This window comes from Mesorhizobium vachelliae (assembly GCF_033977325.1).
GTDB lineage: Bacteria > Pseudomonadota > Alphaproteobacteria > Rhizobiales > Rhizobiaceae > Mesorhizobium > Mesorhizobium vachelliae.
This window is the reverse complement of sequence record NZ_JAVIIR010000013.1, coordinates 130,455-151,224: the sequence shown is the minus strand read 5'-3', so window position 1 is coordinate 151,224 and position 20,770 is coordinate 130,455. Positions and strand designations below refer to the sequence as shown.

At 66.3% G+C, this 20,770-nt stretch carries 19 protein-coding genes; 11 read left to right on the top strand and 8 right to left on the bottom strand.

The window, feature by feature from the left end:
- Nucleotides 1-72: 72 nt before the first annotated feature.
- Nucleotides 73-492: a VOC family protein gene (locus RFM41_RS25150; RefSeq protein WP_320251914.1), complete on the top strand. Its 420-nt coding sequence runs from the start codon at nt 73-75 to the stop codon at nt 490-492.
- Here RFM41_RS25150 and RFM41_RS25145 read toward each other — a convergent pair.
- On the bottom strand, nt 482-1,099 hold the full coding sequence (locus tag RFM41_RS25145; protein ID WP_320251911.1) for a DUF922 domain-containing Zn-dependent protease: 618 nt from the start codon (nt 1,097-1,099) through the stop codon (nt 482-484). The genes RFM41_RS25150 and RFM41_RS25145 overlap by 11 nt on opposite strands.
- A gap of 106 nt (nt 1,100-1,205) precedes the next feature.
- Between RFM41_RS25145 and RFM41_RS25140 the strand changes: the two genes are divergently transcribed.
- The 4 genes from RFM41_RS25140 (at nt 1,206) to RFM41_RS25125 (ending at nt 3,711) form a co-directional block, all read left to right on the top strand.
- Entirely contained in the window at nt 1,206-1,439 is a 234-nt protein-coding gene (locus RFM41_RS25140; protein WP_320251909.1) for a hypothetical protein, read from the top strand.
- Between the two features lie 85 nt (nt 1,440-1,524).
- Nucleotides 1,525-2,622 carry a flavin-containing monooxygenase gene (locus RFM41_RS25135; protein ID WP_430691555.1) on the top strand — a complete coding sequence of 366 codons (1,098 nt, stop codon included), beginning with the start codon at nt 1,525-1,527 and terminating at the stop codon, nt 2,620-2,622.
- 111 nt (nt 2,623-2,733) lie between these two features.
- The gene (locus tag RFM41_RS25130) at nt 2,734-3,363 is read left to right on the top strand and encodes a glutathione S-transferase family protein (protein ID WP_320251904.1); all 630 of its coding nucleotides are present in this window, start codon (nt 2,734-2,736) and stop codon (nt 3,361-3,363) included.
- Between the two features lie 120 nt (nt 3,364-3,483).
- Nucleotides 3,484-3,711, top strand: coding sequence for a hypothetical protein (locus tag RFM41_RS25125; protein WP_320251903.1), 228 nt, complete (start codon nt 3,484-3,486; stop codon nt 3,709-3,711).
- A 15-nt stretch (nt 3,712-3,726) separates the two neighbouring features.
- Here RFM41_RS25125 and RFM41_RS25120 read toward each other — a convergent pair whose 3' ends face one another.
- The 5 genes from RFM41_RS25120 to RFM41_RS25100 form a co-directional block, all read right to left on the bottom strand.
- Entirely contained in the window at nt 3,727-4,728 is a 1,002-nt protein-coding gene (locus tag RFM41_RS25120; protein WP_320251900.1) for an aldo/keto reductase, read from the bottom strand.
- Between the two features lie 322 nt (nt 4,729-5,050).
- Entirely contained in the window at nt 5,051-5,548 is a 498-nt protein-coding gene (locus tag RFM41_RS25115; protein ID WP_320251899.1) for a GNAT family N-acetyltransferase, read from the bottom strand.
- A 196-nt stretch (nt 5,549-5,744) separates the two neighbouring features.
- Nucleotides 5,745-6,938 carry an FAD-dependent monooxygenase gene (locus RFM41_RS25110; protein ID WP_320251898.1) on the bottom strand — a complete coding sequence of 398 codons (1,194 nt, stop codon included), beginning with the start codon at nt 6,936-6,938 and terminating at the stop codon, nt 5,745-5,747.
- Between the two features lie 272 nt (nt 6,939-7,210).
- Nucleotides 7,211-8,485: an FAD-dependent monooxygenase gene (locus tag RFM41_RS25105; RefSeq protein ID WP_320251896.1), complete on the bottom strand. Its 1,275-nt coding sequence runs from the start codon at nt 8,483-8,485 to the stop codon at nt 7,211-7,213.
- A complete protein-coding gene (locus tag RFM41_RS25100) occupies nt 8,482-10,014 on the bottom strand; it encodes a glucosamine inositolphosphorylceramide transferase family protein (RefSeq protein WP_320251894.1) in 1,533 nt (510 codons plus the stop codon). The genes RFM41_RS25105 and RFM41_RS25100 overlap by 4 nt, the downstream gene beginning before the upstream one ends.
- 246 nt (nt 10,015-10,260) lie before the next feature.
- On the opposite strand from RFM41_RS25100, the gene RFM41_RS25095 reads away from it, so the two are divergent.
- Nucleotides 10,261-12,363, top strand: a complete 2,103-nt coding sequence (locus RFM41_RS25095) for a GumC family protein (protein WP_320251892.1) — start codon at nt 10,261-10,263, stop codon at nt 12,361-12,363.
- A 1-nt stretch (nt 12,364) separates the two neighbouring features.
- Complete coding sequence (locus RFM41_RS25090; protein ID WP_320251890.1) at nt 12,365-13,684, top strand: VpsF family polysaccharide biosynthesis protein; 1,320 nt, start codon at nt 12,365-12,367, stop codon at nt 13,682-13,684.
- A gap of 130 nt (nt 13,685-13,814) precedes the next feature.
- Here the strand turns inward: RFM41_RS25090 and RFM41_RS25085 are convergent, their stop codons facing one another.
- Both RFM41_RS25085 and RFM41_RS25080 read right to left on the bottom strand, forming a co-directional pair.
- Nucleotides 13,815-15,089: a glycoside hydrolase family 5 protein gene (locus tag RFM41_RS25085; RefSeq protein ID WP_320251998.1), complete on the bottom strand. Its 1,275-nt coding sequence runs from the start codon at nt 15,087-15,089 to the stop codon at nt 13,815-13,817.
- Nucleotides 15,090-15,100: 11 nt separating this feature from the next.
- A complete protein-coding gene (locus tag RFM41_RS25080; protein WP_320251888.1) occupies nt 15,101-16,288 on the bottom strand; it encodes a DUF1972 domain-containing protein in 1,188 nt (395 codons plus the stop codon).
- Nucleotides 16,289-16,644: 356 nt separating this feature from the next.
- On the opposite strand from RFM41_RS25080, the gene RFM41_RS25075 reads away from it, so the two are divergent.
- The 4 genes from RFM41_RS25075 to RFM41_RS25060 all read left to right on the top strand — a co-directional run bounded on the left by RFM41_RS25075 (nt 16,645) and on the right by RFM41_RS25060 (nt 20,692).
- Nucleotides 16,645-17,829, top strand: a complete 1,185-nt coding sequence (locus RFM41_RS25075) for a glycosyltransferase family 4 protein (RefSeq protein WP_320319304.1) — start codon at nt 16,645-16,647, stop codon at nt 17,827-17,829.
- Nucleotides 17,826-19,133, top strand: coding sequence for a polysaccharide biosynthesis protein (locus tag RFM41_RS25070; protein WP_320251885.1), 1,308 nt, complete (start codon nt 17,826-17,828; stop codon nt 19,131-19,133). The genes RFM41_RS25075 and RFM41_RS25070 overlap by 4 nt, the downstream gene beginning before the upstream one ends.
- Nucleotides 19,134-19,142: 9 nt before the next feature.
- The gene (locus RFM41_RS25065; protein ID WP_320251884.1) at nt 19,143-20,372 is read left to right on the top strand and encodes a GNAT family N-acetyltransferase; all 1,230 of its coding nucleotides are present in this window, start codon (nt 19,143-19,145) and stop codon (nt 20,370-20,372) included.
- Between the two features lie 95 nt (nt 20,373-20,467).
- Entirely contained in the window at nt 20,468-20,692 is a 225-nt protein-coding gene (locus RFM41_RS25060) for a hypothetical protein (protein WP_095820755.1), read from the top strand.
- Nucleotides 20,693-20,770: the final 78 nt, after the last annotated feature.

The window sequence follows — 20,770 nt, the reverse complement described above, 5'->3', positions numbered from 1 at the left end:
CAGCCTGTAGCACCCGCATTGACCACGATCCCCTCCCATCTAAATTGACCCGTCTCAACCAGGAGAATCCTCATGGAACTCTATCGCGGCCGGCTCATCGACCACATCCATCTCGTGGTGCGCGATCTTCAGGCCAGCCGGCGTTTCTACGGCGCCCTGTTCGAGGTGCTGGGCATTCCGATCGGCGGCGAAGCGCGGGATTATTTCTGGGCCGACGAGTTGTTCATCTCCAGCGCCGACAGCCGCGCCGCGCTCGGCGTGCTCACCGGCCGCCACCATCTCGCCTTCCAGGCCAAAGACCGCGCCATGGTCGATGCTTTCTACCAGGCAGGGCTCGCCGCTGGTGGCAAGGACAATGGCGCGCCGGGCGAGCGCCGCTACCATCCTGGCTACTACGCCTGTTTCCTGCTCGACCCCGACGGCAACAACATCGAGGCGGTGTTCCACGGCGAGGCCAAGCGAAGTGCCGCCGCGGTGGAGATCAGTTCTTAGGCGGAGCGCCCAGAAACGCCGCGATTAGCTTCAGCATGTTGCCGTCCCGCCCGAACTCTTTCGTGTCGAAGTCACGGCTGTCCTGGCGCTGCGCCTTGGAGAGCTGGTCGAGATAGGCCGTCAGCTCCGCTCTGACCTTCTTGCAGCCGGGATCGTTGTGGGCGGTAAGGCCGGTGCTGAAGGCAACGATCTTGTCCACCATGTCGACAATGCCGGCGCCGTGCACCTTCTCATGCGCGATCAGCCCGGAGGCGAATGTGTCCCAGCGCACCTGCAAGCCGGGCGCGAGTTTTCCGGCCGGCTTCGGCAGCGTGTAGGTGATGAGGAGCTTCGGCCGCGCCGACTTCAGCACGCAGGCGCCGCCTTCTTGTGGCTGGTAGTCGCGCTGCCAGGTCAGCTTGAAGAACGTATGCGCGATGACACGCCGTGCGTTGCCGCCCGTGCCGATCAGCGGGCCTTTCTCCCCGATCGACAGATAGAGCTGCTCCGCGCTTTCGCCTGAGACGGCATAGGTGTCGATTTTCTCGATTGGCTTCCAGTCTGCGAGGGCCGGCGTGGACAGGAGCAGGGCGGCGAGGAGGATGGCGGGCTTCATGGGGCGAGCCATAGCATTAGGCCTCCTTTGGAAGAAGCCGGCCCGCGGATATTGGGAACCCGCTCCGCTCGCCAGCCGTTTCCTTGGGCAATCATCCCGACCCATGGGGGAGGACAAGATGACCCGCAACGATATCATTTCCGTGCTCGGGCCGGTCGACGAGGCCGTTATCGCGGATATCGCGCTCACCGGCGCCAGCCTCGAGGAACTGCGCGAGGCCTTCGCCTGGATCGGCGCCGACGAGGCGCTGGTCAACGAAGGCCGCGCCATGCCCGGCACCCGCGTGGCGAAGCTGATCGAGATACTCGAACCGCCCGAGGACGAGCCCGAGACGCCGGGCGCCATGGAGTAAAGCGCCGCCCTATAGGTGCTGCTCCCTACTTGTCGCCGCATGCCTCCCGGCATAGCTTTTGTCGCTTGGGCGGGAGGTGAGGTCCTTGGACACCAATGTCGTCATCGTCGGCGCCGGCCCTGCCGGCCTCGCGGTCGCCGCCTGCCTGAAACAGGCGGGGCAGGATTTCATCATCCTTGAAAAGGCCAATGAGGTTGCGCCCTCCTGGCGCCGGCACTACCGGCGGCTGCATCTGCACACGGTGAAATCCCTGTCATCGCTGCCCTTCGTGCCGTTCCCGAAAAACCATCCGCGCTATGTGCCGCGCGAGAAGGTCGTGGCCTATCTCGATGCCTATGCCGAGCGTTTCGGGCTCGAGCCGCGCTTCGGCGTGACGGTGAAATCCATCCGCCGCGAAGGCGATCGGCTGCAGGTCCAGACCGATGCCGGGCGCTTCAATGCCCGCAAAATTGTCGTTGCCACCGGCAACAATGCTGAGCCGGTCACGCCGGCCTTCCCGGGCATCGAGGCCTTCAAGGGCAAGCTGCTGCACAGCGCCGCCTATACCGAGGCCACGCCCTATGTCAGCAAGGACGTGCTGGTCATCGGCATGGGCAATACGGGCGCGGAGATCGCGCTCGACCTCGCCGAAAGCGGCGCCCATCCGACCATCTCGGTGCGCAAGGGCGTCCATATCGTGCCGCGCCAGCTGTTCGGCGTGCCGATTCAGATGGTGGGCATCGCCAGCCGGCCGATGCCGCAGGCGCTGAACGACTGGATGTTTCCCAAGATCCTCGATCTGGCGCTGGGCCGGCTGGAGAAGTACGGCATCGTGCGGCCGAAGCAGGGCATCCTGCAAGGGATCGATGCCGGCCGCATTCCAGTGATCGATGTCGGCACGGTGGCGGCGATCAAGCAGGGTCGGATCGGCATTGCCCCTGACATCGCAAGCTTCACCGGGGACGGCGTGAAATTCGCCGACGGGGCGGAGAAGAAGTTCGACGCGGCGATTTTCGCCACCGGCTACCGTCCGAGCTATGACGCCTTCCTGCCGGCGGAGCTTAGCCCGGACAAGAGCGGCGTGAACACTCGCGCGACGGAGCTCGGCGTCTATCTCGTTGGCTTCTACAATCCGGTCACCGGCCTGCTGCGCGAGATCGGCATCGAGGCGCAGGCGGTGGCGAAGGATATTGCGGGGCGGTGAGGGCGAGGCGTCGAAGCTGCTGATCTCCCCCGGGAGATTACCTGCGCCTGAATCGGGTGGTACCTTGCACCCCCGCCATGCGAAGCATCCGCATCAACCAGGGACCGCGCCATGCTCACGCTTTACGACTATCTCCCGTCGCAAAATGCCTGGAAGATTCGCGTCCTGCTCGGCCTGCTGGGCATCGCCTACGAAACCCGCATCATCTCGATCTTCGAGGGCGAGAGCCGGACCGAAGCTTTCCTGAAGCTCAACCCGGCGGGCGCCGTTCCAGTGCTCGCCGTGGAGAATGGGCAGGCGATCGCCGAGTCGAACGCGATCCTCGTTTGCGTTGCGGAGGGCACGCCCTATCTGCCGGCGGACCGGCTCCTGCGCGCCAAGGTGATGCAGTGGCTGTTCTTCGAGCAATATTATATCGAGCCGGTCATCGGCTCGCTGCGCTTCTGGACGCTGACCGGGCGGCTGGAGCGAAACAGGGCGCTGGTCGCCGGTAAGCAGGAGGCGGGCGTGCGGGCGCTTGGCGCCCTGGAGCGCAGCCTGCAAGACACGCCTTTCCTCGTCGGCGACACGCTTACCATCGCCGACATAGCGGTCTATGCCTATACCCACCGCGCCGAGGATTGCGGCTTTTCGCTCGCCGACTATCCGGCTGTCGACGCCTGGCTGGGCAGGGTGCAAGAGGCGATCGGCCCGGACTATCCGGTACACCCCTACAGCATCGATCCGCATTCGCACGCCTGAGCCGTCGGAACACGGCGGCGGGGAGGGCGTTTTCAAAGAGCAGGGCGCCGGGCGTCGCCTCATTTGTTGCCCGGCAGTTGCGGCCTGCTTTCCAGCAACATGAAGCAATGGAGATCAGGAATGGTTCGCCCCTTCGCTATCGCCATCCTCGCCACCGGCATTGCCGGCCTGCCTGCGGTTGCCGCCGAGGAATACTGGGTCGCCAGGGACGTCGTGTCGAAGCAGTGCGAGATTGTGCCCAAGAAGCCCGACGGCACGCTAGTCGTCGATCTCGGCAAGAAGAAATACGCCAGCGAGGGCGAGGCCAGGAAGGCGATGGAGGCGATGGCGGACTGCAAGAAGAAGTAGGCGCTGGGATAACGCCTACCGGTCCACCAGCGACATAGTCCGCTCGTTGTACCTTGGCCCCGATACCTTGTCGGGCGTCAGCGCCATGTCGAGCCCCAGCATCTCGGTCGCGTCCAGCCTGATGTCCGCCGCCGCGACATTCTCCTCCAGATAAGTCCGCCGCTTGGTGCCGGGGATCGGCACGATGTCGATGCCGAAGTCCGGGCCCTTGGCGAGCAGCCAGGCGATGGCGACCTGGCCGGGCTTCACGCCCTTGGCGTCGGCGATGTCGCGCACCACGGCGGCAGCGGCAACATTCAGGTCGAAATTCTCGCCCTGGTAGCGCGGGTCGCCGCGGCGGAAATCGCCATCCGGATAGTCTTCCGCACGCTTGACGTCGCCAGCGAGGAAGCCGCGGCCGAGCGGCGCGAACGGCACCAGGCCGATGCCGAGCTCCTTCAGCGCCGGGATGATCTCCGGCTCGAGGTTGCGCTCCCACAGCGAATATTCGCTCTGCAGCGCCGAGACGGGATGCGCGGCATGCGCGCGGCGGATGTTGGCAATGCCCGCTTCCGACAGGCCGAAGAAGCGTACCTTGCCCTGCGCTACCAATTCGCCGACCGTGCCCGCGACATCCTCCATCGGCACGGCGGGGTCGACGCGGTGCTGATAAAGCAGGTCGATGCGGTCGGTGGCGAGCCGCTTCAGCGAAGCGTCGACCACCTCGCGTATATGCTCTGGTCGACTGTCCAGGCCGGCCTGCTTGCCGTCGACGATGCGGAAACCGAATTTCGTCGCGATCGTCACCTGGTCGCGCCGGCCTTCCAGCGCGCGCCCAAGCAGCTCTTCGTTGACGAAGGGTCCGTAGACCTCGGCCGTGTCGAGAAAAGTGCAGCCGAGTTCGATCGACCGGTGCAGGGTCGCGATCGACTCCGCCTCGTCGGCTGGACCATAGGCCTGGCTCATGCCCATGCAGCCGAGACCGATTGCCGAGACTTCGAGCCCCTGGCTGCCGAGTTTGTGTCTGCCGAGGCTCATGCATCTATCTCCGAAGGAAAATCAGCGCTCGCGAATATAGAGGCCGAAGGCGGGACGTCCAGCCGGCACATTCGCTTGATCCTGATCAAAGCGGGGCCGGAGGCAGAGCCGTATCGCTCATGCGTCTTGGGAAGGACACAAGGCGGGCGGGTGGTTCCGGCTGGCTGCACTCCCTCGGAGCTTGACGGAACCACCTGGACCGCCTCGAATCTAAAGCATGACTCCCGAAAGTGGGAACCGGTTTCGGGACAAAGACATGCGTAGAATCAAGGACCTAAAGCGCAGGGGGCGAATCTGAAAATCTGAAAGATCGCGACGCGCTTTAGGCCATCGGCAGCATGCGGCGCATGATCAGCGAGGCGTGACCGCCGACGCCGTGTGCCGCTTCCCGGCGTTCGACCACCTCGAAGCCATGCTTGCGATAGAAGGCGATCGCGCGGTCGTTGCCCTCGATCACCTCCAGCGCGATGCTTGGGATGCCGGCATGTGCGGCGAGCACGGCGTGCAGAAGGTCGACCGCCAGCCCGCTGCCAAACGCCGCCGGCTCGATGTGGAGTCGGTCCAGCATGACGTCGCCCTTCGCGTCCATCGACGCCATCGCATAGCCGGCGATCGAGCCATCGGCGCGTTCGGCGACGAAGGACATGATGTCTTCGTCCTCGAGCTCGGCCGCGAGCCTTTCCGGCGCGTGCCTTTCGTCGGAGAGCCTGGCCACGGTCTCGTCGCCCATGATCGGCGCATAGGTCCGCCGCCAGGATTGGCCGAGCAGCCGCGAGACATCCGCGAGGTCGTTGCGCGTCATCGGCCGGATATGCGTCATCTTCGTCCTCCTTGTTGGAGTCTGAACATAGGGCGAAGCGACCGACACAGCCAATCTCCCCCTTGTGGGTTGAGGAGCGGGTTGGGGAGCGGTTCGCGAAGCGGACGGGAAGCCAACTGCTTGGCTTTCCGAGCGACGAAAGCCGGCAGGGCAGAGGGGCGCTATCCCGGCCGCCTGCCCGCTTGGGATCTCGGCCCTATGCCGCGCTCGGCGCCGGCAGCTCTTCGCGGTGGCTTATCTTGCGGCCGAGGATCATAAGCTGGCGCGCGGCGTTGTTGCGCAGGCGGCGCAGCCGCCATTCGAGCCCCGTCTCGATGGTGATGCGCTTGGCATAGATGCTGGAGCGCATGCCGGCTTTGTCGGTCGCGACCTTCACCGGGTCGTCATAGAAGGCGCAGATCTTGTCGGCGTCCATGCCGGGCGTCGAGAGCCATTGCGGAATGTAGGTCGAGGTAAGCCGGTCGACATCGGTCACCACGCGGTTGATGCCGATGCCGGGCGCCGGGCATGTCGTCCAGAACGCGTCGCCGATGGTGACGACGCCGGCGCGACGGTGATGCCTGGTCGTCGTCAGGCTGACCTGCCTCACTTCGACGGGGCCGGCGACGGCGAAATTGCCGCATTGCCTGGCGATCTCCGGCATCAGTTCGCAAAGCATGGCCTGCGGATTTTCACGGAATGCCCGCGTCCATTCCTCGGCCACGGTACGATAGACGAACATGTTGCCCCGCAGGCGGTCGCCGATCGGGAAGACGCTGAGATAGGCGACACGATCCGCCGGGTTCCTGGCGTAGCAGGTGACGGCCGGATAGGCGCATTGCTGCGGCGCGATCGCGAGGTCGAAGCCGATCGACAGCGAATGCGCCTTCGATTCCTCGACGCGCTCGATGCCGATGGCGCGCCGCACCGCCTCGCTGTAGCCGGTGGCCACCACCAGCAGCCGGGCATCGATGACGGAGCCGTCGGTCAGCACCAGGCGCTGCCGGTCCGGCCCGGTCGAGACCTCGGCGATCTTGCCTACCGTCAGCGGCACTTGGGCGGGCAGGGCCTGCCGCATGCCGTTGACCAGCGCGCCATAGGAGAAGGCGAATTCCCATTTCCGTTCGCGCTGGAAGAGCTGGCCGAGGCGGAAGACATGGATGTCGGTCATCGGCGTGACCAAAGGCTGGATGGCCGGCCCGAGACCGAGCTTCTCGAACACCTGCATCTGCTTCATGCCGATCTTCTCGGCGCGGAACTCGTCGTGATGGACCAGATGCGGGTCGATCAGCGCCACCTTGCGGCCGGCCTTGCCCAGCACCGCGGCCAGGCTTGTCCCCGCCAGCCCGGCGCCGACGATCGCCACTTCGACTTCGACGGCAGGCGTTTCGCGGCCCTGTGCGGTGTCCATCTTTCTGCTCCACAGCCCACGCGGCCGAATATCATGAGTGGCTGAAACAATCTCAAGCAACCCAGGCGAGAGCAGGGTAGCAATGAAAAATTAGGTTAATCCGCTTCGTGAGAGCCGCCGCTCGATAGCCCGTTGCCGAACCGATAGAGGTGACAGCGGGGCCATTGGTGCGACGGGAGTGCTGTCCCGCCGAGCAGGAGACACTGCTCGCCCGTGATCTAAACCAGCTCCGCCAGGAAGCGCGACTTACGGATTCGTAAGCTCACTCACGATCATGTTCCCAGGCGCGGCCCGGCGGGCAATTCCTGACCTGCCTCGTCGGTGCGGTCGAAAGCGACTCCTGTTACGGCAGGCGCGGCGTCACTCGGTTTTCCCGCCTCACGGAACCGGCGGGCGAGGATCATCAGGCGCCGCGCAGTGTTGTTGCGCAGGCGACGCAGGCGCCATTCAAGCCCGGTCTCGACGGTAATCTGCCTGGCATAGATGCTGGCGCGCATGGCTTTGGCGTCGGCGGCGACCTTGATAGGATCGTCGTAGAAGACGCAGATCTTGTCGGCCGCCATGCCGGGTGTTGCGAACCAGGCCGGGATGTGCGTCGTGAGGCGGTCGACATCGGTAAGCACCCGGTGGATGCCGTCGCCTTGCGCCGGACAGGTCGTGGCGAACGCATCGCCGATGAAGACGACGCCGTCGCGGCGGTGCCCCTGCGTCGTCGTCAGGCTGACCTGCCTCACGTCCACTTCGCTGGCGATCGCGAAATTGCCGCATCGCTCGGCAATCTCCGGCATCAGTTCCAGCAGCATCTTTTGCGGGTTTTCGCGGAAATCCCGCACCCACGGATCGGCGACGGTCCTGTAGACGAACATATTCGCCCGCATCCGCTCGCCGATGCGGAAGATGGTAATAAACGGGATGCGATCGGCGACACGCGTTCCATAGAAGGTGAGAGGCGGGCCGAATTCCCGCGGAGAGATCGCCAGGTCGAAGCCCGTCGACAGCGAATGCGCCTTCGATTCATCGATGCGCTCGACGCCGATGGCGCGCCGCACCGCCTCGCTATAGCCGGTCGCCACCACCAGCAGGCGGGCTTCGATGACGGAGCCGTCGGTGAGCACCAGGCGCTGCCGGTCCGGCCCAGTCGTGACTTCGGCGACCTTGCCCACCGTCAGCGGCACTTGCGGCGGCAGCGCCGAGCGCAGGCCGTTGACCAGCGGCGTGTAGGAAAAGGCGAACTCCGGACCTTCTTTACGCTCGAAAAACTTGCCGAAGCGGAAGACATTGATGTCAGTCATCGGTGTGACGAGCGATCTGAAAGCCGGGCCGAGCCCGAGCTTCTCGAACAGCCCCATCTGCTCCGCGCGGGTTTTCTCGGCCCGGAATTCGTCGTGGTGGATGCGATGCGGGTCGACCAGCGCTATCTTGCGGCCCGCATTGGCGAGCGTTGTCGCCAGGACGGTTCCGGCGAGTCCCGCGCCGACGATCGCCACTTCGACCTCGGTCCGGCCGGCCGGCACGGCCGGCGTTTCGCGATCTTCTGCGATGCTCATGTCTTTTCTCCACCGCCCGCAGGCATGGGATCCTGCCTCTGCGTGCGTTTCCAGCGCGGCGCCATTGCCGAACCGTCGATGAATTCCAGCCCGCCCGCCTCGTTGAGCGTGTGCAGCTTGCGGCCGGCCCAGCCTGCGCCGGGGTTGAGGATCGTTTCGACGACCTGCTCGAAGCCGCTCTCGTCGAGCTGCGTGACGCGCGCTATGCCGAGCGCGGCGCCATAGCTGCGGCGGCAGTCCTGCACCGGGCGCAGGAGCTGGCCGCCGCGGTTGACCATGCGGCCTGCCGGCCGCGCCGAGGCGATGTCGACCAGCAACGGGTTCTTTGGATGCGGCGTCCACGGTCCGCGGAAATCCGGCGCCGACCACAGATGCAGCTGGTCCGAGAAGGCGCCGCCGCCGTCGCGCACGGTGGCGAACATCCACCAGCGCCCGCCATGCTCGGTGAGCGTGGCGTCGCTGGCGACGATGTCTGACAGAAGCGTCGCTTCCTTGACCCAGCCGCCCGGGAACGCGGTGGCGCGGTAGAGGTCGACGGTTCGGTTGGCAGAGCTTTCCGGCACCATCCACATCTCGCCGTCGCGTTCGAACACGAAGGGGTAGGAGAGGTGATAGGGCAGTTCCAGCACCGGCTTCGGCTGGCCTGCCGGTCCGTTCGGCCCGAAAGCCACCGCCGACAGGATCGCCTTGCCGGTGCGATGGATATAATCCTCGACGAACAGCGTCACCTGGCCCCGATGAACCACCGGGAACGGGTCGGCGTAGAAGCGGCTGCAGTCGTCGGGCAGGTCGCGCCAGCCCGATTGCGGATGGGCGCGCAGCTCGTAGAGGTCCTTGCCTCCGGTCTCGCGCCAGCCGACCCGCCAATGCGGGGCGTTGTAGCACAGATGGTATATCTGCTGGACGATGCGGCGCGCCGTCGCCTTGGCCGCCCGCACACCGAGCTTCATGGCCGACGGCATGGCCGGAGCCGACGTCTCGGATGACGGTTCGGGCAGCGCCGGAAGCGACGAGCGCGCGGCGCCGTTGACCGCCGCGGCGATCATGCCGGCGCTGCGCGTCAGCATGTCCTGGAAGGAAGCGAGCGCAATGCCGTGATACTCGGTGCCGAGCCGCCCCTCTGCGACCGTCGCGCCGTTCTGTTCCAGGCGGGCAAGCGGCGTGCGGCCGGCAAGGATCAGCGCCAGCAGGGCCTCTTCGCCACAGACGCCGTCATAGGCAAGCCGCCAGACCCGTCGGCCCTGCGGTTCGACGTCGCCGACGAGATCGATCGTGAGATCGGCCGGCGCGGATGGTCTCGCATGGCCGGCCAGTGTCGAAAGTGGCACACGCTTTGCCGTCCCATTGGCGGGCAGGCGATGGATGAGCGTCTCAAGCTGGAACAGCGCTTCGGCGCTGCGCGGCACACCGCCGGGCGCCGGACGGGCGTCCACGGCAAGCTCCACGCCGGGCAGCCGCGACAGCCGCTCGGCCAGCGCCACGTGGAAAGCACGCGCGCAATTGCCGTTGAGGCGCAGGGTCAGGCGCATGGCCAATCCCTGCGCGACTCATATCCGGTGCCGGCGGCCCGGCTGGCCAGGTCAAGCTTCCGCCGCATGCGCACGATGTCTCCAATTTAGGCTGCACTTAAATTCTACTGCGTCGGTGCAAACTTCGTGCCAGCGCGGTGCCAATTTATGAACATAATTAACAGTGTTTTAATCGTTGCCGGGAATAGCTAGGCCAACGCCGCATTTCTCATCTTGCCGGCCGATGGAGCGTTGTCGGAGCGACCTTTGCAACCACCCCTGCTCATGGTGCCTCAGCAGAACGCTCCGGAGGCGATGGCGCCGGCGCCGGCCTATTATGCGCACGCGCCCGCGCAAGCCACGGTAGAGCTTGGGGATCTCGGCCGCATCCTGCTGCGGCGCCGCTTCCTGATCCTCGCCGTCACCGCGCTGCTCACCGCGTTGACGCTTGTCTATGCCATGCTGACGCCGGCGCTCTACTCCTCGACGGCGCAGATCATCATCGACCCGCAGGACCTCCAGGTCGTCACCAACGACGTCAATCCAAGCCGCATCTCGCCCGATGGCGGCATCACCCAGGTCGAAAGCCAGGTGAGCGTGGCCCAGTCGAACGGCGTCCTGCTGCGCGCCATCAAGGCGACCAACCTGACCGAGAACCCGGACTTCAACGGGCAGGGCGGGCTCGGCGGGTGGCTCGGCATGTTGTTCGGCTCCGACGACGGCGACAGGATGGCGCAGACGCTCGATTCGCTGCGCCGCCGCCTGGCGGTGAAGCGCGACGACAAGGTGCTGGTCCTCAACATCATCATCACCGCCAAGAGCGCCGACCTGGCGGCCGAGCTCGCCAACGCCATCGCTCAGGCCTATCTCGACGACCAGGCGGAGGCGCGCTCGAAGGCCGCCGCCGACGCTTCCGACGCGATCAGCGCCCGGCTGGAGGACCAGCGCAAGCGCGTCGAGCAGGCGGCCAACGCCGTCGAGACCTACAAGGCCGAGCACAATATGGTCATGGCAGCCGGCAATCTGGTGAGCGATCAGGAACTGACCGACCTCAACACGCAGCTGACCGCCGCCCAGACCCGTACCGCGCAGCTCAAGGCGCAGGTCGACCAACTGCGCCGGCAGGGCAGCGCGCCGGACGCGACGTCTGAGGCGATGCGCTCGCCGGTGATCGCCAGCCTCAGGGCGCAGGAGGCGACGCTCGTCGATCAGATATCGCAGTTCGGCACCGCGCTCGGGCCGCGCCACCCCTCGATGATCTCGGCGCAGCAGCAATTGAGCGACCTGCGCAAGCTGATTTCGCGTGAGCTCGGCCGCCTCGTCGCCGCAGCCGAGACGGATTACCAGCGCGCTTTGGCCAACCAGAAGGAACTGGAAGCCAAGGTGGCGTCGCTGAAGGGCAAGTCGCTCGACACCGACCAGGCGTCGGTCAGGCTGCGCGAGCTGCAGCGGGACCTCGATGCCGTGCGCACCGTCTATGCCAATTACCTGCAGCGCGCCCAGGAAACGCGCGAGCAGACCAACGTCAACAGCACCAACGCCCGCATCATCTCGCAGGCCATGCCGGCGCTGAAGAAGAGCTGGCCGCCGAAGGGGCTGCTCATCTTCGGCGCCATCTTCGGCGGGCTGGCGCTGGGCGTCGGCATGGCGCTGATCGCCGAATATCTCTCGCCGACCGTGCTTTCCGCCAACCAGATGCAGTCGGCTATCGAAGCCCCGGTGCTGGGCGTGCTGCCGGGCAGGGGCCGCCGCCGCTTTGGCCGTGCAGGCGGCGTGGTGCAAAAGACCGATGCCGTGGCCGGGCTCGCGCTGCAGCGCATCGCCGCCGCCACCAGGCGTCCGCCGGACTGGCCGCTGGTCCCCTCCATCCTTGTGGCGTCGCCGCCCGAGGATAAGGCGCAGCGCTCGAGGGTTGCATGGCAGCTCGCCAACGCCGCCGCCGCCAGGGGCCGTCGCGTGCTGTTCATCGACATCAACGCCGGCAAGGGCCAGAAGGACCCGCAGCCCGGCGTGCTCGACGTGTTGCGTGGCGAATATCCGCTCGAAGCGGTCAGCCGTTATGCGCCCGGCAGTTCGGTGGCGCTGATCGGCAGGGGTCGGCCGACCGCGGTGTTCCAGGAGGCCCAGGCGCTCTATTTCGCCCATCGCATGCTGGCCGAGGCGAACCACAGTTTCGAGCTCGTCGTCGTCGACGGCGGCGCGCTGGCCGACGACCTCAACGTCCTGCCGCTGGTCGCCATGGCCGACGAGATCCTGCTCGTGGCCAGGCTGAATGCGACGCCGATGCGCGACGTCGCCTCGACCTCCGAAGCGGTCTCGGTCATGGGGCGCTTGCCGACTGGCGCCATGCTGGTCGACGAGGCGGCCTGACATGGCCTCGATCCTGGCGGGTCCCGCCCGGCCTGTCCCCGTTTCGGGTTATGGCATCCCCGGTCGACGCGTTGTTCCTGTCGACACGCTGACCCGTCTCGGCATCACCGTGGCGGTGCTGCTTCTGTTTTCCGTCTCGGGCGGCATGCTGTGGCTGGCCGGCTACAATTACGACGGCCTGCAAGGCAGCCCGCTGAGCAAGATCCACCCGTCCACCTATCTCTTCGTGCTCACCTTCGTCTGGCGCTCCTGCACCTTCGGCAATCCGGTCGGCTATGTGGTCCATGTGACCAACAAGCGGCCGGCAACGATGCTGATGGCGGTGATCTCGACGGTGCTTCTCTTCGTCGTCATCCTCAGGCAGCGTCCGGGCATGGCCGGCATGATCGACACTTTCGTCGCGCCTGCGCTGCTCGTGCTGCTGCTCAGCGAAGATGACGAGAAGACCTTTGCCTGGCTGCAGCTCGTCATCCATGTCGTCATGACGGTGAACGCGCTGCTGGCGCTGTTCGAATTCGGCACCAAGCATCTGGTGTTCCCCTACAGGTTCGACGGCGCGGTGTTCGTCAACGATCTGCGCTCGACGGCGCTGCAGGGGCACCCGCTCTCCAATGCCACGGTCACCTCGATCTATGTGCTGTCGTTGCTGTCGGGCTCGCGTTCCCTGTCGACGCCGCTCAGGCTGGCGCTCGTCGGCCTGCAGTTCTGCGCGCTGGTCGCCTTCGGCGGCCGCTCGGGCATGGTGCTGACGATCCTGCTCGGCGGCGCCTACCTGCTCATCCAGGGTCTGGCCCAGCTCAGGACCCGGCGCGTCAATCTCTTGGGCGCCGCGCTGGTCATCATGCTCGCCGCGCTGCTGCCGCTGGCGGTCGCGCTTGCCGGTTACTACGGCTTCTTCGACGCGCTGCTCGAACGTTTCGTCTCCGACAGCGGCAGCGCCAACGCCCGCGTCGAGATGTTCGATCTCTTCAGGCATCTGGAGCTGCGCGACCTGATCGTCGGGCCCGATGTCGACCTGCTCGACAGCATGCGCCGCATCAGCGGCCTGGAGCAGGGCATCGAGAACCCGGTCCTGCGCCTGACGCTCTACCAGGGGGCGTTCTTCACGCTGCTGATCTTCTTCGGCTTCGCGCTGTTCATGCACGAGGTCGCGCGCCGCTGCCATCCGGGCATCTGGCTGCCGATGCTGGGCTGGCTCATCCTGCTCAACACCTCCGAGAGCATCGCCTCCAAGACGACGCTGATGACCAAATTCGTGGTGATCGCGCTGGTGCTTTATCGGCCGGCGAGGACTATCGCGCGTCAAAGGACGCAGCCGTAGGTGCTCTACGGCCCCCCCTGTCCTGCCGGACATCTCCCCCACAAGTAGGGAGATCAGCCGTCACGTCGGCTTTTGCCAATCACCGCTAGATGGAAACCAAACCCTTAGCGCGGTTTGATGATTCAACAAATCAAGCGCGTGGCATTCTCAGCCCAAGCGCCTCGACCATCGCAGGATCCAGCGCGCGCGTGGTGTCGTCCATCATGCCCATACCGTCGAACAGGTCCCAGAACGCCCAGGGAAAGCCGCTCGCTTCGGCGCTCTGCCGGACATCGGCGATGTAGCGGGCGCGGTCGGGATTGGGCGCGGCGGTATAGCGGGCGTCGGTGCGCAGCGCGCCGAACTCGCCCATGATGATGCGCCCGCGCGCGATGCCGTTTCTGTCCGCCCAGTCGCTTACCTGTTTGAGGTAGCCGTCGATGAAGCGGCGGTCGGGCTGGGCGTCGAAATAGACTTTGAGCACCTTCTCGGTCTCGGCATAGGCAGCCTTCTTGGCCTCGTCGGACCTCTCGGAATCCTGCGCCATCCCTGCCCTGACCGAGGCAAGCGTCCTTTCCAGCGTCCCGGCGGAGGCCGGCCACGGCACGTTGTTCAGCGCGCGGTAGACCGGCTCGCGCATCCACGGCGCGCCCTGATGGCTGAACAGATAGGGTTCGTAGAAGTGGAAGGTGAACAGGATCGGCTCGTAGTCCGCCAGCGGTGCGGGATCGAGCGCGGCGAGCCCCCGCACCATCGAGCCGCAGCCGCCGGTGGCGAGCAGCGGCAGCTTTCGCGCCGCGCCCCGCGCGACGCTCAGCAGCGCGGCCTGCACCTTGGGCCATGCCTCGGAGGAACAGTCCTGCGGCGGCTCGTTGACCGGCTCCAGCGCTATCCTGCCGGGCGCCATGTCTTCCAGCATGCCGGCCACTTCGCCGACCAAGACCTGGTAGCGCGCGAATTCCGGCGCGGCAGTGCTGGAATACATGCGGTCGGGATTCCAGTAATGCGTGGCGCCGTTGGCCTGCACGTTGACGATGACGGCGAGATCGGCCGCGAGCGCCGCCTCGACCGCCGCGCCCAGCATCGCCATCAGCTCGGCGCGCTGGCCCGCGTCGGCGGCAAGGAACGGGCCTGGATCGACAGGCAGGCGGATGAAATCGAGCCCGCTGGCGCGCAGCCGGGCAAGGTCGGCCGGCGTCGGCACGGGCCGCTGCGATTGGAAGGGCGGCCAGCCGTAATCGGTGCGTGGCGCGGGATATTCGCGCGTCAGCGCGAACCATGGCCAGGTGTTGACGCCGTGCCGGAAAGGCCATTCGCCGGTGGCGGCTTGCGCCGAAGACAAAAGCGGTGGAACCGCCGTCGTGAGAGGCGATGCCGCAGCGGCCAGCGCCGCGCCGAGGATTCGTCGGCGCGACCAGCCGGTCACGAGTGGGCCAGTCATGCGTGCTTGGCGAGGTCGGCTTTCGCCGGCACGGCTGTGGCAACACCGAGCTGCCGCAGCGCTTCCTTCTCATAGGCGCTGAGCACGTCTTCCCAGCAGAAGGCCTCGCGGGCGCGGGCCCGCGCCGCCTTGCTGCAGCGCGCCACAAGGGCATCATCGGCCAGCGCCTCGTCGATCCGTTGGCTCAGGCTGTCGGTGTCGCTGAAATAGATCGCCGCATCGCCAGCGACCCAGCGGTTGTAGCGATTGTCATGCGCGATCACCATGTTGCCGGCGGCCAGCGCTTCGACCAGCGAGGGGTTGGTGCCGCCCACCGTGTGTCCGTGCATATAGGCGCGCGCATGGTAGCGCAGCGCCTTCACCACCGCCTGGTCATAGATCGCGCCCGGCAGCATCACCACCGAACCTGCCGCTTCGCGCACGGCGCGGTGATAGGGGATCTCGTCGTTGAGCGTGCCCAGCACCACCAGCTTGGTGTCGCCGCGATCGCGGCGGCGGAAGGCTTCGACGATCGGCAGGATGTTGTTGTCGGGTTCGATCCGCGCGATCGAGACCAGATATTTACCGGGCTCGAGCCCGAGCGCGCGAATGGGTTCCTCCGGAGCCGAGGTCACCGGGTCCGCGCCGTAAGCAATGGTGGCGATGGCGCTGCGCGGCCGCCTTGTCGCCAGGTGATCGGCGATCGCCGGGTGATCGGCGACGAGCCGGTGCGAAAGCCAGGCGCCGATCCATTCGTTGAGCCAGAACCAGCTGCGCGCCGCCGGTCCCCATTTCGGCCGCCGCCACTCGATCCCGTCCATGTTGGTGATGATCTTGCGCCGCATGAGCCTGAGCCAGGTCAGGAAAACCGCGCCATTATAGCCGAGCACAAGGCACACGCCCGGCCGCCTGGCGGCGTCGAGCACGCATTGCCAGTCGAATTCCAGCGTCGCGCGCGGACCCTTGGAGGCGACCTCGATGGTGATGAGCTCGATGCCGCGCCAGGTCTCGCTCGTCACCCTTTGGCCGACGCGCTCGACCTCCTTTTGGCAGTAGACACCGACCTTCCAGCCGCGTCCGGCCAGGAAAAGCGCCAGCCGCTCGGCGAAGGTCTCGAAGCCGCCGTGAGAAGCCGGAATGCCGCGTGTCCCCAGGATCAGGATCGAAGGCTTTTCGATCAGGTTGGAAGGTCGTTCCGGTTTCAAAATAAAGGATTCCCCGGGGTCCGGTCATGGTTGTTGTTACGTCAATGACACGCCCAGCAACTTCTGTGCCAGGGTACCCCCAAGGCGAATACTCGCATGAAGGTGTAAAATTTCTCTTCAGAAAGCATGGCTTGCTTCATTATCGGTCAACTTTCGCGACGTATCTGTACCGATACGGGGCACGGCTGGGGTTCCAGGGTCGCAGCAGGGCGTTCAGGAACCCGGCATGATCCTTGCTCCCGGGCCTGCTGTGGCCGCCGCTGGGTAGAGCGGCGTGCGGATTTGGCATGAAGTTTCTTCCGCGCTTGAAGGGTCCGGTGCTGAGCGGACTCGGGGTGCAAGGTGGAAAGAGAGTGATGCGCATTGCCTGCGTTCATCAGGGCTATGAGCTCTATGGTTCGGACCGCAGCTTCGCGGAGAGCGTGGCCGCGTTGCGCGCCGCGTTTCCGGCCGCGGAGATCGAGGTCGTGCTGCCGCGCGAGGGCCCGATTGTCGATATCCTCAAGCCGCATGCCAGCCGTATCGTGTTCGAGCCGCTCTGGGTGCTCAGGCGCCAGGCGATGCTCAGGCTCGCCACCGTCGAGATGGCGCGGCTGCCGGCGGCGCTTTGGCGCGCCTGGCGGCGCATGCGGAGCAGCGACCTGACCTATATCAACACTTCGATCATCGCCGATTATGCGCTGGCCGCGCGCCTCTTGCCGCGCAAGGCGCTAATGCACATCCACGAGATTCCCGAGGGCGTCCTGCGCACGGTGCTTGTCGCCCTGATGCGCTGGAGCAAGGCCGACCTGATCTTCAATTCCCGCGCCACGCGCGCCACCTTCGGCGACCCGCCGGCCATCGATGCCAGGGGACGGCGCACGCACGTCGTCTATAACGGCGTCGCCGGGCCGGCCGCCGCCCTGCCGATGACTTATGACGGCAGCCGGCCGCTCAAGGTTCTGCTGCTTGGCCGCGTCAACCGGATCAAGGGGCAGGAGGTGCTGCTCGAAGCCGTCGCCTCGCTCCCCGCCGCGTTGCGCGACCGTGTCGAGGTCCGCCTGGTGGGCGGCGCCTTCGAAAGCGTCGAGCGCGAGCAGGCGTTGGCCGAGCTGGTCGGGCGCATGGGACTGACCGGGCATGTCGAGGTGCTGCCGTTCGTCTCCGACCCCACCGATCACTACCGCTGGGCCGACATCGTGGCGGTGCCGTCGCGCCGGCCGGAATCGCTCGGCCGCGTCGCCATCGAGGCGATGGGCTGGGGCCGGCCGCCGCTGGTGTCGGCGATCGGCGGGCTGGTGGAAGTGGTGGCGGACGGCGAGACCGGCTGGCATGTGCCGCCGGGCAACGCCGCTGCCCTTGCCGGCAAGCTCGCGGAGATCATCCCGCGGCCGGACCTCTGGCGCGGCTTCGCCGCCGCCGGCCGGGCGCGCTACGAGGTGATGTTCAGCGAACATATCGCCGCCGCCGCGATCGTGGCGATCGTGACCGACAAGCTGAAGGCGGCAACGCCGCGGCAGGAGCGGGCGCGCATTGCCCGCGAGGCGGAGACAAGCCCGTGAAGTTCACCTTCCCGGCCCATCTGGTGCGGCGCCTCATGCTGATGATCGGCGGCGAGGCGATGCAGAGCGGCTTCCATTTTGCTCTCAACATCGCGCTGCTGCATCTTCTGTCGGCGGAAGGCTACGGCCTCTTCGCGCTCGCCATGGTGATGGGCGGCGTCGGCTTGTCCTACATCCGCTCGCTCACCGCCGTTCCCGCCACCATATGGATGAGCAAGAGCACCAACAGCGCCGGCGTCGACGCCCATGACGTCACCTTCGGATCGGCGGCGCTGGTGGTGGCGCTGGTGATGGGGCTGGGCACGGGATTGCTGATGCGCCTCCTGGGCGACCCGAGCGGCATCGGCGCCGCCTGCTTCGTCTGTGCCTGGTCGCTGCGCAGCCATATGCGCACGGCCTTCTTCGCGCGACGCATGCAACTCGTCGTCTCCATCAGCGACGCCGTGTTCACGATCGCCGGCATAGTCCTCGCGGGGGCGGCGATCTGGTTCTTCGCGGATGCGCTTCAGGCCACTTTCTATGCGCTTGCAGCGGCCAATGTCGTCGGCATCGCCGTGCTGGTGAGGCTGGCGCGCCGCAGGCTGCGCATCTCCTTCCGCGCGCCGACCTGGCGGCGCTATGCGAAGCTGTGGCCGCAGCTCTGCTGGTCGGGGTTCAGCGCCACCACCACCAACATCCAGGGGCAATCCCTGGCGCTGTTGGTCGCGGGCATCGCGGGGCCCGCCGCCTACGCGCCGCTGGCGGCGGTGCTGGTGCTGTTTGCGCCGCTGCGCATTTCCAGCCTCGCCTTCTCGAACATGACGCAGCCGGAACTCGCAAAGCTGATGCGCAACAAGGAGTTCGACCGCGTATGGACGCAGGCCAAGATCTGGGCGCTCGTCATGGGCGTCGGCAGCCTGGCCTATGGCTGCGGCGTCCTGTTCGTCCTGCCGATGATCAAGTCCCAGGCCCTGCAGCATGCCTCGGTCGGGCTGATCGGAATTTTCGCCATCGCCAACTTCGTGCCGATCATGGGCTATGTGATGCCGCGCGTGGTCCTGGAGATCGTCGGCGATTTCCGCATCGTCGCCTTCATCACCCTGGCTGGCGCGGTTGTCGGGCTCGTGACGATCGGGATCCTGCTGGCGGTCGCGCCGTCGACATGGTCGCTGGCGGGTGCCGCGGTGTCCGAGACCTTCGTGCTCGTGGCCTCATGGTATTTCGCGGCCAACCGCATGTGGAACCTCAAGCACCCCAGCGAGCACCGCCCCACGATGGTCGGCGCCTGGCGCCGCGCGGCGACGCTCGCCGTGCAGAGACGATAGGAGAATGATGTGGCAAGCCAGGCAATGCCGATGGCCGCAATGACGACCGGCTTGGCCGACGGTGAGGCCGCGCCGCAGGCCGCCGGCGCCGCCAGCACCGCTTACGTGGCTGAGCTGCACACCAGCCTCGAAACAGCCAAGCCGCTCTGGCTGCGCTTCGAGGCGACGGGCGTGTGCACCGGCCACCAGCATTTCGCCTGGGCCGAGGGAATCGTCGAAGGGCTCCTGCCGCAAAAAGCCGACCTCGCGATCGTTGAGGTGAGGGATGCGGGCACGGGCGAGCCGAGGATGCTTGTGCCGCTGATGCGGCGCCGCGCCTTCCACCATTGGGTGATCGAATGGCTGAGCTGCGGAGTGTGCGACTATGCAGCACCCTTGCTCGCCGACGCGACGCCCTGGACCAGGCAATCCGCCGAGGCTGCGTGGGCTGCGGTGCTGTCCGTGCTGCCGCCAGCCGACCGCATCCACATTGTCGGCATCCCGAAAGAGGTTGGCGGCGTCGCCAATCCCTTGGCGCTGCTGGCGCCGGCACGCGACTCCATCCACTCCCATTATGGCATCGCCATGGATGGCGACGCCGAAACCGTCGTCAAGCGCATCTGCCGCCCGTCCTTCGTCAAGGCGCTCAACAAGGATCTGCGCCGGCTCGACCGCAATGGCGGCCTGGCGCTGGTGGAAGCCGACACGCCGGCCCTTGTCGACTCCATATTCGACGAGCTGGTCGAGCTGCGGCTCAGCCGTTTTCGCGAGCTTGGCCGGTTCGATCTCATGGCGCAGCCGGCGGTCGTTGATTTCTACCGCGCCGCCGCGCATCGCGGCCTGACGGACGGTTCGGTGCGGATCTTTGGCCTGCGCGCCGGCGACGTCACAGTGGCGGTCCAGTATCTGGCGGCCCATCTTGGCACCTTGCACGCGCTGCTGATCGCGATCGACCAGGGCGCGGTGCCCAACGTTTCGCCCGGACTTTGCATCATGGGCGAGCTGATCAGATGGGGCCGGGGCGCCGGCTTCGATTATTTCGACCTGTCGGTCGGCAACCAGAGCTACAAGGAACATATGGGCGCGGTGAAGTCCGTTCTGTCCGAGCTTTGCTATGGCATCACGCTGAAGGGCGTGGCGGCGAGCGAGGCCATCAAATACCGCGGCCAGGGCGTCGCCTTCGTGCGTGACAACCCGCGCCTGTTCAAGGTCGCGCAGGAATTCATGCAGCGCTGGCGGCGGCTGCGGGCGGGTAGCTGAGTGGCGGCTTTGGCTGGCAAATTGACTCACATTCCGCTCTCCGCCATGCTTATGGGCAGCCGCATCTTTTAGCGGCGGCGTGTTCGAGTGAAGCCATGGCCAGTCCCGTCGCCAGAGAAAAGTCCCGCCGCGCCGCGGTGAAGACCGCGCTCGAGCGCCACAAGGTCTATGTCACCGCGCAGCGTTTTTCCGGCGGCTCCTACAGCGCCCGCGTGCTGGTCGACGGCGAGGCCTACTGGGTCGACGAGTTCCGGCTATCGCAATTGAGGCAAGGGCTGACGCCGGCCGAGCTGGAACTGACGCCGGCGATTGACGATTGAGATCTCACGCATGACGAGGGCAAGGCTGGCGGGACAGCGCCCCCCTCTGGCCTGCCGGCCATCTCCCCCACTAAGGGG